Here is a 14,928-nt window from a genome sequence, read left to right as displayed (position 1 = left end):
GTCGTCTTGCGGGCCGTCGTCTTCCGAGCGGTGGTCTTGCGCGCGCCGTCTTCCGAGCCGGCGATCTCCGAGCGGTCGTCCGGCGCGCCGCCGTCTTTCTCGCAGCGGACTTGCGGGCAGGTGGCTTCTTACTCGCTGTACGTTTCTTCCCAGTTGTTCTCGTAGCCATTGGTTTGCTCCGATGCTGTTTGGTGTCGCTCAGCGACCCGTTCACGAGGACGCGTACTCCAGATTACGCTTCACTAGTGTTCCAGGCTTGCCGCACCACATGGCAAGTGAACTGTTTTTATTTTGTATACGCACATAGAAATCGCGTTGTTGCAATTCAACTCCGACACATCGTTGAACTGCAACAAGCGAATCTTCCACAGGCTCCGTCAAGACTCAGGCGCGCGCGCATCGCGCACGTAAAGCGATTCGTTTTTGCGGGCCGGGTGCCACGCAGTTTTTGCACTGCAAGAGCACCGCGCAGGTCGCATGCGGAAACCGTGCACGGCGCATCTCGAACCGATCGCGGCGCCGGTGCTTAGTCCATCTGCAGCAGGGCGTCCGCGAACGGTGCTTTGGAAATGTGAGGATCGCCCGTGAAGGGAAAGTCGAAGGCGATCCCGAGAAACAGCGTCAGCGCCAACAGCGCCGCCAAAGACCCGGTCATGAGGATCTGCGCGTCCAGATTGGACGAGGCGAAAAAGGCGGGATAGCCCAGCGTGATCATGCCGCCGACGATAAGGACGAACCAGAGCACCCCCGGCACCGATCCGTTGGCGCTGTCCAGACGCTCGTTGCGGCTGTCGGTAATGAGCGTCACCAGATCGAGCGCGTGTTGGAACAACACGTGCTCCTTGGGACTATGCGGCTCGAGCTTGAGGATCGCCTCGTTGAGAGTGCGGAGATTGCCGCCGACCACGTCGCTCCGTCCGCCCAGGGCCATGGAATCCCACGAGTGCTCGTACACGCTCTTGGTATAGGTGCGAACAGCCGTCTGAATGGCGGTGGCGTTGTCGGGCAAGGCCTGCGCAACGCGATACAGATCGATGGCCGCCTTGGCCTCGTCGCGAACCGAGTCCTCCGTTTCGCTATAATCCTCCCATACGGCGATGACGACGAAGGCCAGCAGCACCGCATAAAGAACGCCGACCACCGCATATTTGAAGCCGGCGACCTCGTTGTTCTCCTTCAGACGGTCGGCGCCATACCGATACCGTGTAAGGAGCATCAGACCCACGGCGTAGCAGACCACCACGACCATCGCGACGGCGCCGATGACCCACAAGGGCGTATCGCGCATCAAATCGAGAAAGGCGATCGGGGGAGCGTCGTCTACCATGAGGCGGCAATCCTGGCGTCGTCGGTGTTGGGCGCGTCCGGCGGTGTTCGCTAGACTAGTCCGGCGATCAAAGCGATTCGGACACAAAAACCTATGGCTGACAAAGGTTCAACCCAAAACACCCAGACCAAGGAAGGGCTGACGAGGCAGGAAACCAAGGAGGTCAAGGAGCGCCGCAGGCTCCGGGCAGCCGTGGTCTACGAGATCATCCGCTTGGAGGGCGAGGCCGAACTGGCTCGCACGTTCAACGCGCTGTGGTGGTCCGCGCTCGCCGCGGGTCTGTCGATCGGCTTCTCCGTCCTGTCGCAAGCGCTGCTCGAGGCGCAACTGCAGCGCTTCCCGAGCGCGGCCATCATCGCCGACTTCGGCTACTGCGTCGGCTTCCTGATCGTGATCCTCGCCCGCCAGCAGCTCTTTACGGAGAATACGCTGACCGCGGTTCTCCCCGTCATGGTGCGGAAGGACTGGAGCGCCGTGTGGGATGTCCTTCGTCTTTGGGGCATCGTGCTTGGCGGCAACCTCGTGGGCTGCTTTCTCTTCGCGGCCTTCCTCGCCTATTCGGGAGCCTTTTCGGACGCGACGCAGAACGCGATCACCGAGATCGGCCGGCATCTGATGGCCAACAGCCCGGCCGAGATGTTCATGAAGGGCATCGTGTCGGGCTGGCTGATCGCCGCGCTCGTGTGGATGCTTCCTTCTTCCGAGGGAACCGAGATCTTCATCATTACCCTGATCACCTACATCATCGCGCTCGGTGACTTCACTCACATCATCGCCGGATCGGTGGAAGCCATTTACATGTTCCTCATTGGCGAGATTGGCTTTGGCCAGGCGGTGGGCGGTTTCTTCATACCGACGCTGCTGGGCAACGTGGCCGGCGGCACCGTCCTCTTCGCCATGATCAGCTACGCCCAGGTCCGGCAAGAGCTCGAGGGCTAGGGCCCGGCACAAACCGAGCAATTCTTGATCTGGCTCAAGCAAATTTCCGGCGATTGTCCGCTTTCCGCCAATCGGGTTCGGCTGCGCGCCGGCTGAGGCGCGGTATTGAGCCGTTTTCCTCTTGGCACGGCGATTGCTTTTCCCGTGCTGGGCCCAAGGGGCCTTGCTGGGCAACCTGTCATGATTGGAGACGCGTCATGGCCAACGTCACCTTTTCTTCGCCAAAGCTGGCGAAGGACATCACCGTCTACGCGATCGCAGGCGATCGCGGGACCATTCTCAATCTCGCAAAAGCGAACAAGGTCCCGATCCCGTTCGACTGCCAGGACGGCGAATGCGGATCGTGCCTCGTGGAGGTCACCCATCTCAGCCCCACGACCAAGAACGCGATCGCCCTCACCGAGAAGGAGAAGGAACTCCTCAAGCAGCTCGGAAAAATCACCAAGGAAGAGATCTACGACGCGGAGGTGAACGACATGCCGCCGCGCTACCGGCTCGCCTGCCAGTGCTTCGTGCGGCACGAGGACATCATCGTCTCCTTCGAAGGCGACGACACCGTCCCCGACCAAGGACCCTACATCACCCCTGCCGCCAGGGTTTTCGCCGGCGGCCTGAAGATCGCCACCGTGGACGAGTTCCTCAGCTATGCCGTGAAGGTCGAGGAAGACGCCGCCGTGCACTACGACCAGCTGGCCAAGGACATGTCGGCCTGCGGCGACGACGAACTCGCGAACCTGTTCGGGCAGCTCGCGGAGTCCGCACGGCTGCATCTGGGCGAAGCGAAGGCGCGCGCGGGCTCCATCGACGACAGCAAGTCGGTGCCGCCCGACTATGTCTGGCCCGAACAGATCGGGTCCGAGCGGAACTCGTCCTTCGCGGGCGATGCCACGCTGAGACGGTCCGACGCGCTCCGCGCCGCGCTGCAAGGCGCCACGCGCGCCTATGAGTTCTACGTTTCGGTCACCGCGACGACGGAGAACCCCGAAGTCGAGTCGGCCGCGCGGGACTTTGTCGCGCACAAGGCCGAACGGATCAAAGTCATCGAGGCTTGGATTACGCGCGAGGAATGGGCGGAGAAGAGCGCAAAGCTACCCGCCAGCGCGTGAGCGATCTCGCAGCGACCGGCTCTGGGCACCCGCAAACCTGTGGAGGATACCGCTATGGAGACTGTGGAGGAGTTTCTTGCCTATGCCATGAATCTGGAACGGGAAGCAGCCGAACGATTCGGCCAACTCGCGGACGCCATGGAGTCGTCCGGCAACAGAGACGTCGGCAAGCTGTTCCGGCAACTCTCGGAATATTCGGAGATGCACTATGCCGAGGCGAAAGCCCGCTCGGGCTTTCGCGACATCCCTGACCTGAAGCCCGGCGACTTCATCTGGCCGGAGCTGGAGAGCCCGGAGACGGCGGCGATCTGGGCCGCAGATCCCATGATCGGCCGCGACGCGGCGCTGGACATCGCCCTGGATGCCGAAACGGCGGGCTTCGAGTTCTACAAGAGCGTTCTCGACACCACCAAGGATCCCGAGATCAAGGCGCTGGCCAAGGAGTTCGTCGAGGAAGAACGCGGGCACGTCACGGAGTTGAAGCGGTGGATCGCGGCCCACAAGGCCGGCAAGCCCCTGCCCGTGGACATCGTCCTGACCGCCCCCTAGCCAGGCTGCCACTGGCCAGGCGGGCACGCGCCAACCAGCCACTAGCCAAGTCTGGTCCCGGTCTCCATATTCGCGGTCATGCCCCCTCGCGCTCCCAAGACCTTCGGCTCCCGCGCGGAGCCGCGCGCCGTTACCGGCGAAGCCGCCGGCCTGCCGGTGTCCGGCGACCGGCGCGATCCCGGCTTCGGCGAGGCGCCCCAGCCGCTGATCCAGGAGCATCCGCTCGTCACCGGCGCGGCCACCGCCTTCACGCCCCACCGGCCGCCGCGGCCCGAGAAATCCGAAGGCGGCATCGAACTCAAACTTCAGACGGAGATGGAACCCAAGGGCGATCAGCCCCAGGCCATCGCCGAACTCGTGGCCCAGGCGGACGCGCAGGAGCGCGATCAGGTGCTGCTCGGCGTCACCGGCTCGGGCAAGACCTTCACCATGGCCCAGGTCATCGCACGCACCCAGCGCCCGGCACTCATCTTGGCACCCAACAAGACCCTGGCCGCGCAGCTCTATGGCGAGTTCAAGAGCTTCTTCCCCGACAACGCGGTCGAGTATTTCGTGTCCTATTACGACTACTACCAGCCGGAAGCCTATATCCCGCGCACGGACACCTATATCGAGAAGGATTCGTCCATCAACGAGCAGATCGACCGCATGCGCCATGCGGCGACCCGCGCCGTGATGGAGCGGGACGACGTAGTCATCGTCGCCAGCGTGTCCTGCATCTACGGTATCGGCTCGGTCGAGACCTACACGGCGATGACGTTCAGCCTGAAGCGCGGCGACCGCATCGAGCAGCGGCAATTAATGGCCGACCTCGTGGCCCTGCAATACCGGCGCAACGACATGAACTTCGCGCGCGGCAGTTTCCGCGTGCGTGGCGACACGATCGAGCTGTGGCCCGCCCATCTGGACGACCGGGCCTGGCGCATCTCCCTGTTCGGCGACGAGATCGAATCCATCGTGGAGTTCGATCCCCTCACCGGCGCCAAGACCGACGAATTCGCCATCGTGAAGGTCTACGCCAACTCGCATTACGTGACGCCGAAGCCGACGCTGAAGCAGGCCGTGCGCGGCATCAAGGACGAGCTCAAGCAGCGCCTCGAAGAACTCAACGGCGCCGGGCGCCTGCTGGAAGCGCAGCGCCTGGAACAGCGCACCCTGTTCGACCTGGAAATGATCGAGGCCACGGGCGCCTGCGCCGGCATCGAGAACTATTCGCGCTATCTCACCGGGCGCAAACCCGGCGAACCGCCGCCCACCCTGTTCGAATACCTGCCCGACAACGCCCTGGTCTTCGTCGACGAGAGCCACGTCACCGTGCCCCAGATCGGCGCCATGTTCCGGGGCGACTACAAGCGCAAGTCCACGCTCGCCGAATACGGCTTCCGCCTGCCCTCCTGCATGGACAACCGGCCCCTGCGCTTCGAGGAGTGGGACGCCATGCGCCCGCAGACCGTCTACGTCTCGGCGACGCCGGCGGCTGGGAGCTCAACCAGACTGGCGGCGTGTTTGCCGAACAGGTCATCCGGCCCACGGGCCTCGTCGACCCGCCGGTGGAGATCCGTCCGGCCACCACCCAGGTGGACGATCTGATCGACGAGACGCGCAAGGTGGTGGCGAACGGCTATCGGGTGCTCGTGACCACGCTGACGAAACGCATGGCCGAGGACCTGACCGAATACATGCACGAGCAGGGCCTGCGCGTGCGCTACATGCATTCGGACGTGGAGACGCTGGAGCGGATCGAGATCATCCGCGATCTGCGGCTCGGCGCGTTCGACGTGCTGATCGGCATCAACCTGTTGCGCGAAGGTCTCGACATTCCCGAATGCGCGCTGGTGGCCATTCTCGATGCGGACAAGGAAGGCTTCCTGCGCTCGGAAACGTCGCTCGTGCAAACGATCGGCCGCGCCGCGCGCAACGTGGACGGCAAGGTCATTCTGTACGCGGACGGCATGACCGGCTCCATGGAACGTGCCATCGCCGAGACCAACCGCCGGCGCGAGAAGCAAGTGGCCTGGAACGAGGCCAATGGCATCACGCCCGAAAGCGTGAAGAAGAATATCGGCGACATCCTTTCGAGCGTGTACGAGCGCGATCACGTGCTGGTGGACGCAGGGATTGGCTTCGCCGAGGACGGCCAGACGCCCCTCGAAGGGACCGTGGGCCACAATATCGAAAGCGTCATCGCCGACATGGAAAAGCGCATGCGCACCGCCGCCGCCGATCTCGAATTCGAGGAGGCCGCGCGCCTGCGCGACGAGGTCAAGCGCTTGCGTCAGATGGAACTCGCCATCGCCAACGATCCGCTGGCGCGGCAATCGGAGCTCGAGCGCTCGGCCGCGTCCGTCGACCTCTCCCGCCCCCACAAGCCGAGCCTGGACGAGATGGGACCGCACAACCGCGAGATCCCGTTGCGTAAACCCAAACCCCGCTCCCGCTCCGGCAAACCGGGGACCCGCGCCTTGAAGGGCAAGAGCCGCTAGGCCCGCCGGCTGACGCGGGTCAAACCTCTCGAGAGCGCACACTTGATCCAAAGCAAGGCTGGCCGGCGCACGCCGCGCTAACCTCGGATCTGGGTAGAGAGATCGACCGTGCGATGATGTCTCCTGCCACATGTCCCGGGGACCTGGCGAACGCATTCCCCATGGGCATGGATCTTTCTTCCCGCTCCTCGTAGCCTAAGCGAGGGGAAGCCTATCGACCCGGAAGCCTGGCGTTCGCGCCGGGCTTCTTGGTTTCTGAGACGCCGGTCCTTGGGGGCAAAGGGCCGCAAATGCCGGCCCGTTTCAATCCGGTCCGCCCTTTAACGCTTTCTCAAGCCTATGAAGCGAAATTTGCTTCGTACCGATTTGAGTACGTAACGCGTAGAGGGAATCAGTTATGCGCACCATCATCGCCCTTGCGGTCGTCACCGCGACTCTCGCCCTTGGCGGGTGTTTCCATATGCATCAGCAGGCCATGGTCACGGAGCTTCCCCCGGCTCCCGTGCCGTACAAATAGTCTGCCGTCGACCTAAGCTTTCCCGGGACCGCCTCCTCCCGTCTGCGCCCCGCCCGCGCGGACACCCAGCCCCGGTCCGGAAAGCGAGAGTTTTGCGTCGAAGAGCCCGGCCCCGTGCCGGGCTTTTTCGTGCGCGCGCTCGCGGGCCGGTCAAGCGCTTGTGAGGAGATATGAGCGCTGCGTGACGGCAAGCTCGTCTAGCCTAGGCGCCGATGAAATCGGGCACACGCAGGGAGGCCACATGTCGAGACTGATTGATTGGTTGGAGACCGGAAGGCGCTGGGCCGAACGGATCCCTTACAGCCTGGTCGCGCTCGTGGCGCGGCTTTCCGTGGCCTCCGTGTTCTGGCGCTCGGCGCAGACCAAGGTGGACGGGTTCCTGCAGGTCAAGAGCAGCACGTTCTACCTCTTCCGCGAGGAATACAAAGTCCCGCTCATTCCGCCGGACATCGCTGCCTATCTCGCCACCTATCAGGAACTCATCGGCGCGGTCCTGCTGGTGATCGGGCTGGCGACGCGGCTGACCGCCCTCGCCTTTATCGGCATGGTCGCGGTCATTCAGATCTTCGTCTTTCCGGAGGGCTGGCCCGACCACATCCTGTGGTTCGCGCTCCTGTTCCTGCTGCTCGCGCGCGGGCCCGGGGCGATCTCGCTGGATCACCTCATCTGGCAACGGATGAAATGAGGACGCGTGCGGCCCGCGCTGGACGCGGGCCGATGCGCCTAGCCGCCGGCTTGTAGTTTCCGCAACAGGGCGTGGCTCGGATAGCCGTCCGCCGGCAGTCCGTATTGCAGCTGCATCTCACGGATCGCCAGCCGGGTCGCGGCGCCGATCACGCCGTCCACCTTGCCGACATCGTAGCCGCGCTGCACGAGTAGCCGCTGCAACTGTTTGCTCTCTTCCGCACTGAAGGGCTCCGGATTGCCCTCGCGAAGCGGCGGTGCGCCGGCCAGCCGCGTGGCGAAGTATCCGGCCGCCGTCGAGTAGACCAGCGAGTTGTTCCAATCCAGATAGACGTTGATGAAGTTCGGATAGGCCAGGAACGCCGGTCCGTTCCGGCCCATGGGCAGCAGCAGCGCGGCGGGCGTGCTGTCGGCCGGGACGGGCTGACCGTTGCGGTACTTCACACCGTATTTGGACCAGAACAGGCGCGGCCGCTGAATGGTGACGTCCGCCTGATCCCAGGGCAGGTTTTTCGGAACGATCACTTCCTCGAGCCAAGGCTGACCGGGCTGCCAGCCCTTCGAGGCGATGTAGTTCGCCGCCGAGGCCAGCGAGTCGGGCACGCTGCGCACGAGATCGCGGCGCCCGTCGCCGTCATAGTCGACGGCGAAATTGTAATAGGTGCTGGGCTGGAACTGGAACTGGCCCACCTCGCCATGGGTCGGCCCGCGCATCTGTGCGCGCTGCAAATCGCCCCGGTCGAGGACGCGCAACGCATCCATGAGCTGGACGCGAAACTCTTCCGGACGGCGGCAATCGTAACTCAGCGTCGCCAGCGAGCGGATGCTGTCCAGATTGCCCATGAAGGCGCCGAAATCGGTCTCCAGCCCCCAATAGGCCACGAGCACGGGGCCCGGTACGCCGTATTGTTCTTCGATCCGCCGGAACACCGGCGCGTATTTGTTGAGCCGCGCCCGACCCGCCGCCAGCCGGTTCTTGTTCACCATCCGCCGCTGGAAGGTCAGATAGTCCTGCGCGAAGACGCCCTGGGCGCGGTCCTTGGCCACGACCTTTGGATCGTACGTGACACCGTTCAGCGCGTTGGCCACGGTTCGCGACGAGATGCCCTCGGCAATCGCCTGCTGCTTGAAGCCTTCCAGCCACTTGTTGAAACCGGCAGCGCCGGGACATCTCTGCGCAACCGCGGACGAGGCGGAACCGAACAGCACCGCCGCACACAGGCCAGCAAGTACTGAGAATCGAATGACGCGAGTCAGGGGGTGTGTAGACATGCGCGCCAATGAACCCAGTCGGGCGGCATCCGTCAAGCACAGAGGTACGCGATCTCGACTATCGAAGCGCGCTTGTCACGCCGCTGTAAAACAACGCCCGTGCTCCGAACGCGGCATTCGAAGCCAGGGTCGGAGGCGCGTCAGGAACGCGCCGCCGCTTGAGAGGCGAACCCCGAAGAAACCGCTCCTAATCGGTATGCGGCGGGAGCTCCCAAATCCTAATCTTGTCCAGCAGCACATTGATGCGCCGGGAGCCTCGCGGCTGCTCAAGCCCTGCTCGAAGGCGGCGGGCTCGTGCAGCTGGTCGGCCAGTCTTTTGAGATGAGCGGCCTGCGCGCCAGTCATCGGCTCCGCACCATTGGCGTCGCTCGGCATATACTGGCTCTGCTGCGCTTCGCGCTCCCTCTTCTCTTGGTCCATTTCACTCGCGTCCTTGGCTTTCCCCATTGGAATCTGCTTGTACATAAGACTGTTACAATAGGGACCAAAAAGGGCAAGGATAGACTGATTGAAGTCAAACATTTCAGCACAGATTCGCCGAGCCTAGATTTACAGCACATCTGTTCCGGATTTGCTGCACTTGCGAACGCGACTTGGCGGACCAAGCATCGTCCCCCACCCGTCGTGTGCTTTTACCGGCCTGCGCCAGCACGGGACGGCATCGTCAACGAAAACATAAGCGTTTGTATTCTTTGACGAAAGCATGGCCATGCCGTCAGCAAATGGCCTTCCAATGACCCAGCAGCAGCCGGTTTTCCGCCGTTTTCTTCCATAAATTCCGGTCCGCGCAAGACGAGGCGGCCGACTCGCAACGGCGATAGGGCTGCCTCGCGCAAAACCCTCCCAAGCTTTGAAGGAGACAAGAAACGCATGTTGAAAATGCGCGCGAGACTGTTGTTGGTGGGATTGCTTTCGGCAGGCATCCTGCTGCCGCTCAGCGCCGCGAACGCCGATCAGATCGGCAGCGCGTCGTGGTATGCCCTCCGCTCCATCACCGCCAGCGGTGAGCGTATGAACCCCAACGCCCTCACGGCCGCGCACCGGTCCCTGCCGTTCGGCACCAAGGTGCGTGTGAAGAACCTGAGAAACGGCCGCTCCGTCGTCGTGCGGATCAACGACCGCGGACCCTTTGTCGGCGGCCGGATCATCGACGTGTCGAAGGCGGCCGCCTCGCAGCTTGGCATGATCAGTTCAGGCACCGCGAAGGTGAGCGTGACCCGCCTCAACTGACCGGCGGGTGTGATTTCCCGCCTCCGGGCGGGTTTCAACGGTGGAAGGGACGCCTGGCCGGTACCGGGCGTCCCTTTTTCCGGTTTTGGCAGTCAGACGTCCACGACCGTTGCCCAGAAGCCATAGGCATCGGGCGCGAAAGCCTGCATAGTCCAAGAGCTATTGGTGTTTCGAGGGCTAGGTCTTCGATCGTGCGTGCAAGATGCGCCCGAACCACATAGATTGAGGATTCGAAAGACGGGCCAAATGCGGCCTCGCCTGACCGGAGGCAACCCAAATGCTCACGCTTGCGGCGTTCGTCAGAACGCTTCCCCTCGCGACCCTTATTGTCGCGACCTCCTTCGGCCTGACGTTCGAGACGGCCGAGGCCCAGAACACCACCCGCAGCGAGCGCTCCGGCGGCGTTTTCAAGAAGCCTCATCGCGGGCCGGTCATCGGCGGCACGTCCTGGACCTTGAGCGATGTTTGGGGCACGCCAGAGATGCCCAAGAACTCCATGGAGTCGCCCGGCTACGATTACAACAACAGCGGTTATGAGCTCAACGGGCCGCCCAGTCAGTCGCCCTACCCCAACTAAACGCCTCGTCTATATTGGCACGGACCATATTCGGGTCTTGCACAGGGCTGGCAGACGCAACTAGAGTGAGGCGCTTTATTGGGCAGACTGCGAACCAGGGTAGAGGCTGGCCGCGCACGCTCCTTGGGAAGTGACGTGGTTTCTTTTCCCGTTTCTTAGACTTGCCTATATTTCCGCGCGCGCGCGGGGCCTATTGTAGGGGGAAAGGAGCTTCCCATGCGTCAGACCGGTACGGTCAAGTTCTTCAATCACACGCGAGGTTTCGGCTTTATTACGCCGGACGATGGCGGAAAGGATGTGTTTCTACATATCTCTTCATTGCAGCGCTCGGGTCTCCCGGCGCTCGACGAAGGGGCGCGGGTCTCATTCGAGACGGAGCCGGACCGCCGGGGCAAAGGGCCCCAGGCAATCAATGTCCAGCTCGGAGAATAACGTCCCACACAACTGAACATGTTGACCCGCCGCGATGCTGGCGTCATCGGACGCTGTTGTCGCCGGCGGGTTTTTTATTTGCCGATCGGCTTGCCGGTCGGGACGAGACGGACGAAGCCATGACATTGCAGGACGACGGCATGGCGGACCATGCGGCCAACCGAGCGCCCGGCGCCGTTCTGGACGCCCTTGCCGAGGGCCGGGCCGAAGCCCTGGCGCGCCTGACGGCGTTCCTCGCCATTCCGAGCATTTCGACCGATCCGGCCTATCACGGCGCCTGCCTCGAGGCGGCCGAGTGGTGCGCCGGGACCTTGCGCGAGATCGGCTTCGAGGCGCGCGTGGAACCGACCGACGGCAAACCGATGGTCGTCGCGCGATGGCACCTCGAGACGGCCGGCGCCCCGCGCGCCCACGTCCTGTTCTACGGGCACTACGACGTCCAACCGCCCGATCCCCTGGAGGCCTGGACCGCACCGCCCTTCGAAGCGCAGATCGTCGACGACGACATTCACGGCAAGATCATCGTGGCGCGCGGCGCCTCCGACGACAAAGGCCAGGTCATGACCTTCATCGAGGCCTGCCGTGCCTGGATCGCGGCCGACGGCACGCTTCCCGTCGACGTCACGGTCCTGCTGGAGGGCGAGGAAGAATCCGGCAGCCCGAGCCTCGAACCGTTTCTTCGCGCCCATGGCGACTCCCTGAAGGCCGACATCGCCCTCTCTTGCGACACGGGCCAGTGGGACGCGCGGACGCCCGCCATCACCGCCTTCCTGCGTGGCTTGGCCTTTTCGGAGGTCACCCTCCATGGCCCCTCCCGCGATCTGCATTCGGGCATTTACGGCGGCCCCGCACAAAACCCCATCCGCGTTCTCGGCGAGCTGATCGCCGGCCTTCACGACGAGACTGGACGCGTCACCCTGCCCGGGTTCTACGACGGCGTGAGGGATCCCTCGCCCGCCCAGCGCGAGGCTTGGCGCGCGTTGAACTTCGACGGGGACGCCTTTCTCGATGAGGTGGGCTTGAGCGTGCCCGCAGGCGAGACCGATCGCAGCGTCGTCGAACAGCTTTGGAGCCGCCCCACGATCGAGGTGAACGGCATCATCGGCGGCTATACCGGACCGGGCACCAAGACGGTGATCCCCGCCGAAGCCTCAGCCAAGTTCTCCTTCCGCCTCGTGCCGGGCCAGGAGCCCGCCAAAGTCATCGACGGCTTGCACCGCTACATCGCACAGCGTCTGCCGGCCGATGTGAGCGTCACCTATCGCGGCGAAGGCGGATCGCCGGCGGTCGGCTTCGACACCGACGCGCCCGCCTTCCGCGCGACGGCGCAAGCCTCGCAGCGGAATGGGGCAAGGCCCCCGTCAATCGTGGGCTGCGGCGCCTCGATCCCGATCGTGGAGGCGTTCCGGACACGGCTCGGCATGGACGCGCTGCTGGTGGGCTTCGCATTGGAAGACGACAAGATTCACGCGCCGAACGAGAAGTACAATCTCACCAGTTTCGAAAAAGGCGCGCGAAGCTGGGCGCGCATCCTGGCCGGGCTCGGAGAGGCCAATGGGGCGGCGTAGTGCGCGCCTCTGCGTCCTCGCCCTGGCGGCGTGCCTGCTCTGCCTCGTGTCTGCGCGGGCCTATGACGGCGGCAGGCCGCAGGCGTTCCGGCACGCGGACCCCGGTGACTTCGACTACTACACGCTCGTCCTCAGCTGGTCTCCCACCCACTGCCTGACCGAAGGACGGCGGCGTGGCGACGATCAATGCGAGACGGACCGCGGCGCCGACTTCGTCCTGCACGGGCTGTGGCCGCAATACGATGTCGGCTGGCCGGAGGATTGCTATCGCGGCCGGCGGCCGTGGATTCCCTCAGACGTGATCCAGACGATGGACGGGATCATGCCGGACAAGGGCGTCGTCATCCACGAATACAAGACGCACGGCACATGTTCGGGACTGTCGCCGTCAGCCTATTTCGCGGCGGCGCGGAAGGCCTACGAGCACGTGACGATCCCCCGCGCCCTCGACGATCCGGCGACGCAACGCTTCCTGTCGCCCACGAAGATCGAAGACGAGTTCCTGGCCGCCAACGCTTGGCTCCAACCGGACATGATCGCCGTGACGTGCCGGCGCGGCAATCTGTTCGATGTGCGAATCTGCTTCAGCCCGGACCTGGAGCCGCGGGCGTGCGGCGCGAACATCGACCAAGAGCGGCTATGCCCGCTCCGGCGGATCGCCGTACCGCCGGCTAGAAGCGATAGATAAGCGAACCGCGGAACGAGTTCGAATCCGGATCGAAGGTCTGCTTGTTGCCCTGATAGGTGACGGTCTCCGCGCCGAAATCCGTGAACTGATAATCGAAGCGCAGACTCCAATCCTTGTCGTAGGCGTATTCGGCGCCGCCACCCACGCTCCAGCCGGTGAACATCGTATCCTTGAAGCCGCCGCCCGGACCGCTCACGTAGAGATCCGCATTGGCCAAGGCGCCGCCCGCCGTGGCGAACAGCAGGAGGTTCGGCATGATCGCCCAGCCCAGACGCAATCGCAGGTCCGCCATGCTGTCGAACCCGACCTTGGCCTTGTTGGGGCCGCCATTGATCATGCCGCCGCCATCGATGTTGGACGCCAGGTAGTCGCCTTCGATACCGATCACCGCGGGACCGTGCTGCCAGCTGAAACCACCGACTACACCGCCGATCACGCCGTCGGAATCGATCGTGCCGGGCGAAAGGCTGTAGCTGACCGAGGATCCGCCAATCGTGCCGCCGAGCCACCAGCCCTCGAACGTCTCGTTCGACTGAATCGCGGAGCCGAAATAGTTGCCGCCGTCATAAAGGCCGTAGCCGTCCTGCGCGAACGCGGAACTGGACGCCGCGACACAGACGGCAAACGTGGCGGTCAAGGCGAAAGCCCGGTGAAAACCCGTACGCATAAGATACTCCCTCAAAGGATCGAGAGCCTGTTCCGTCCCCACATCCCGTGACGAAACCAAGCGCTCACCCCCCGAAGGATAGAGCCCGCCCCTAAACGTCTCTTAACGATGAAGGTCGGCAAGACTTCGTATGGTTAGTGGCAGGTTAAGGGCGCCCTCGTGGCGCTGACGCCTCTCCAAGAGGGGACACGTCAAGAGGGCGCACGCAACCGCCCCGAGACGCGGGCCCTAGCGCGCGCTGAACAAGGCCACGAGGCCCTGCTGCTCGATCTCCACGTAGGCGAAACGCGACTTCAGACCCTCCGCGAGGGCACCGAGATCGTCGTCGAGATTGTTGAACACGCCTTTCCGATTGTAGAGACGAAAGAGCGCCCGGGCCGGCGCGTTGGGGGCCACCCCCTTCCCGAGGATCGTTGCGCCGAACAGCACGGCACCATCGGCCATCAGCGGCCGCAAATGGTCCACGGCCACGAGCTTCTCGGACAAGGGCCCGGGCAGGCAATGGAGCACGTAGTTCAGGCCCACCGAATCGAACGGCGGGATCTGCAGGCCGATCGGCGACAGGAGGTTCGCCTCATGGCACGCCGGGTGAAACCGGCGAAGCCGGTGCGCCGAGACCGAAAGGCAGGCCGCGTTGATGTCGAGCAGGACGAGCCGGTCGAAGTTCCGCCCCGCCCGGTCGAGGAACAGGCCCGTGCCGACGGCCGCCTCCAAATGGTTCGGCGACAGGTGCCGCGCGTAAAGATCGACGATCTTCGACGTAGGACACGTCCAGGCAAAGCGGTTGGACAGGCCGTGAACCGCGACATCGTAGAAGGACAAAGACAGCGGCGTGTAGACCGCATGCGCCTTGGCAATGGCATCGTCGCTCGGTTCGCTCATGACAGCA

The 14,928-nt window shown here is 63.9% G+C and carries 14 protein-coding genes and 1 pseudogene; 10 read left to right on the top strand and 5 right to left on the bottom strand.

The window, feature by feature from the left end; all coding sequences use genetic code 11:
• Positions 1-526 precede the first annotated feature (526 nt).
• Positions 527-1,327, bottom strand: a complete 801-nt coding sequence (locus AUC68_RS07475) for a bestrophin-like domain (RefSeq protein ID WP_069437021.1) — start codon at positions 1,325-1,327, stop codon at positions 527-529.
• A 93-nt stretch (positions 1,328-1,420) separates the two neighbouring features.
• Between AUC68_RS07475 and AUC68_RS07470 the strand changes: the two genes are divergently transcribed.
• The 5 genes and pseudogenes from AUC68_RS07470 to AUC68_RS07450 all read left to right on the top strand — a co-directional run bounded on the left by AUC68_RS07470 (position 1,421) and on the right by AUC68_RS07450 (position 7,606).
• Complete coding sequence (locus tag AUC68_RS07470) at positions 1,421-2,266, top strand: formate/nitrite transporter family protein (RefSeq protein WP_069437020.1); 846 nt, start codon at positions 1,421-1,423, stop codon at positions 2,264-2,266.
• Positions 2,267-2,463: 197 nt separating this feature from the next.
• On the top strand, positions 2,464-3,372 hold the full coding sequence (locus AUC68_RS07465) for a 2Fe-2S iron-sulfur cluster-binding protein (protein ID WP_069437019.1): 909 nt from the start codon (positions 2,464-2,466) through the stop codon (positions 3,370-3,372).
• Positions 3,373-3,426: 54 nt separating this feature from the next.
• Positions 3,427-3,921: a ferritin-like domain-containing protein gene (locus tag AUC68_RS07460; protein WP_069437018.1), complete on the top strand. Its 495-nt coding sequence runs from the start codon at positions 3,427-3,429 to the stop codon at positions 3,919-3,921.
• 246 nt (positions 3,922-4,167) lie between these two features.
• Positions 4,168-6,251: pseudogene (gene uvrB, locus AUC68_RS07455) on the top strand (excinuclease ABC subunit UvrB); the annotation flags it as partial.
• Positions 6,252-7,162: 911 nt separating this feature from the next.
• The gene (locus tag AUC68_RS07450; protein WP_069437017.1) at positions 7,163-7,606 is read left to right on the top strand and encodes a DoxX family protein; all 444 of its coding nucleotides are present in this window, start codon (positions 7,163-7,165) and stop codon (positions 7,604-7,606) included.
• A gap of 38 nt (positions 7,607-7,644) precedes the next feature.
• Here AUC68_RS07450 and AUC68_RS07445 read toward each other — a convergent pair whose 3' ends face one another.
• On the bottom strand, positions 7,645-8,814 hold the full coding sequence (locus AUC68_RS07445) for a lytic murein transglycosylase (protein WP_158008264.1): 1,170 nt from the start codon (positions 8,812-8,814) through the stop codon (positions 7,645-7,647).
• Positions 8,815-8,952: 138 nt separating this feature from the next.
• Positions 8,953-9,252: a DUF3072 domain-containing protein gene (locus AUC68_RS07440; RefSeq protein WP_280138539.1), complete on the bottom strand. Its 300-nt coding sequence runs from the start codon at positions 9,250-9,252 to the stop codon at positions 8,953-8,955.
• Between the two features lie 495 nt (positions 9,253-9,747).
• Between AUC68_RS07440 and AUC68_RS07435 the strand changes: the two genes are divergently transcribed.
• The 5 genes from AUC68_RS07435 (at position 9,748) to AUC68_RS07415 (ending at position 13,372) form a co-directional block, all read left to right on the top strand.
• Positions 9,748-10,107, top strand: a complete 360-nt coding sequence (locus AUC68_RS07435; protein WP_069437014.1) for a septal ring lytic transglycosylase RlpA family protein — start codon at positions 9,748-9,750, stop codon at positions 10,105-10,107.
• Positions 10,108-10,384: 277 nt separating this feature from the next.
• Complete coding sequence (locus AUC68_RS07430; RefSeq protein WP_069437013.1) at positions 10,385-10,684, top strand: hypothetical protein; 300 nt, start codon at positions 10,385-10,387, stop codon at positions 10,682-10,684.
• A 216-nt stretch (positions 10,685-10,900) separates the two neighbouring features.
• A complete protein-coding gene (locus AUC68_RS07425) occupies positions 10,901-11,116 on the top strand; it encodes a cold-shock protein (RefSeq protein WP_045368101.1) in 216 nt (71 codons plus the stop codon).
• 119 nt (positions 11,117-11,235) lie between these two features.
• Positions 11,236-12,684, top strand: coding sequence for a M20/M25/M40 family metallo-hydrolase (locus tag AUC68_RS07420; RefSeq protein WP_244500423.1), 1,449 nt, complete (start codon positions 11,236-11,238; stop codon positions 12,682-12,684).
• Complete coding sequence (locus tag AUC68_RS07415; protein WP_083240513.1) at positions 12,671-13,372, top strand: ribonuclease T2 family protein; 702 nt, start codon at positions 12,671-12,673, stop codon at positions 13,370-13,372. The genes AUC68_RS07420 and AUC68_RS07415 overlap by 14 nt, the downstream gene beginning before the upstream one ends.
• Here the strand turns inward: AUC68_RS07415 and AUC68_RS07410 are convergent.
• Positions 13,356-14,039, bottom strand: coding sequence for an outer membrane protein (locus AUC68_RS07410; protein WP_069437012.1), 684 nt, complete (start codon positions 14,037-14,039; stop codon positions 13,356-13,358). The genes AUC68_RS07415 and AUC68_RS07410 overlap by 17 nt on opposite strands.
• Positions 14,040-14,267: 228 nt before the next feature.
• Complete coding sequence (locus AUC68_RS07405) at positions 14,268-14,921, bottom strand: class I SAM-dependent methyltransferase (protein WP_069437011.1); 654 nt, start codon at positions 14,919-14,921, stop codon at positions 14,268-14,270.
• Between the last annotated feature and the right edge of the window lie 7 nt (positions 14,922-14,928).

Origin of the sequence: Methyloceanibacter methanicus, assembly GCF_001723285.1 — a bacterium.
GTDB classification, from domain to species: domain Bacteria; phylum Pseudomonadota; class Alphaproteobacteria; order Rhizobiales; family Methyloligellaceae; genus Methyloceanibacter; species Methyloceanibacter methanicus.
Note: the sequence above shows the minus strand (reverse complement) of the source record. Positions and strands in the feature narration are given on the sequence as shown.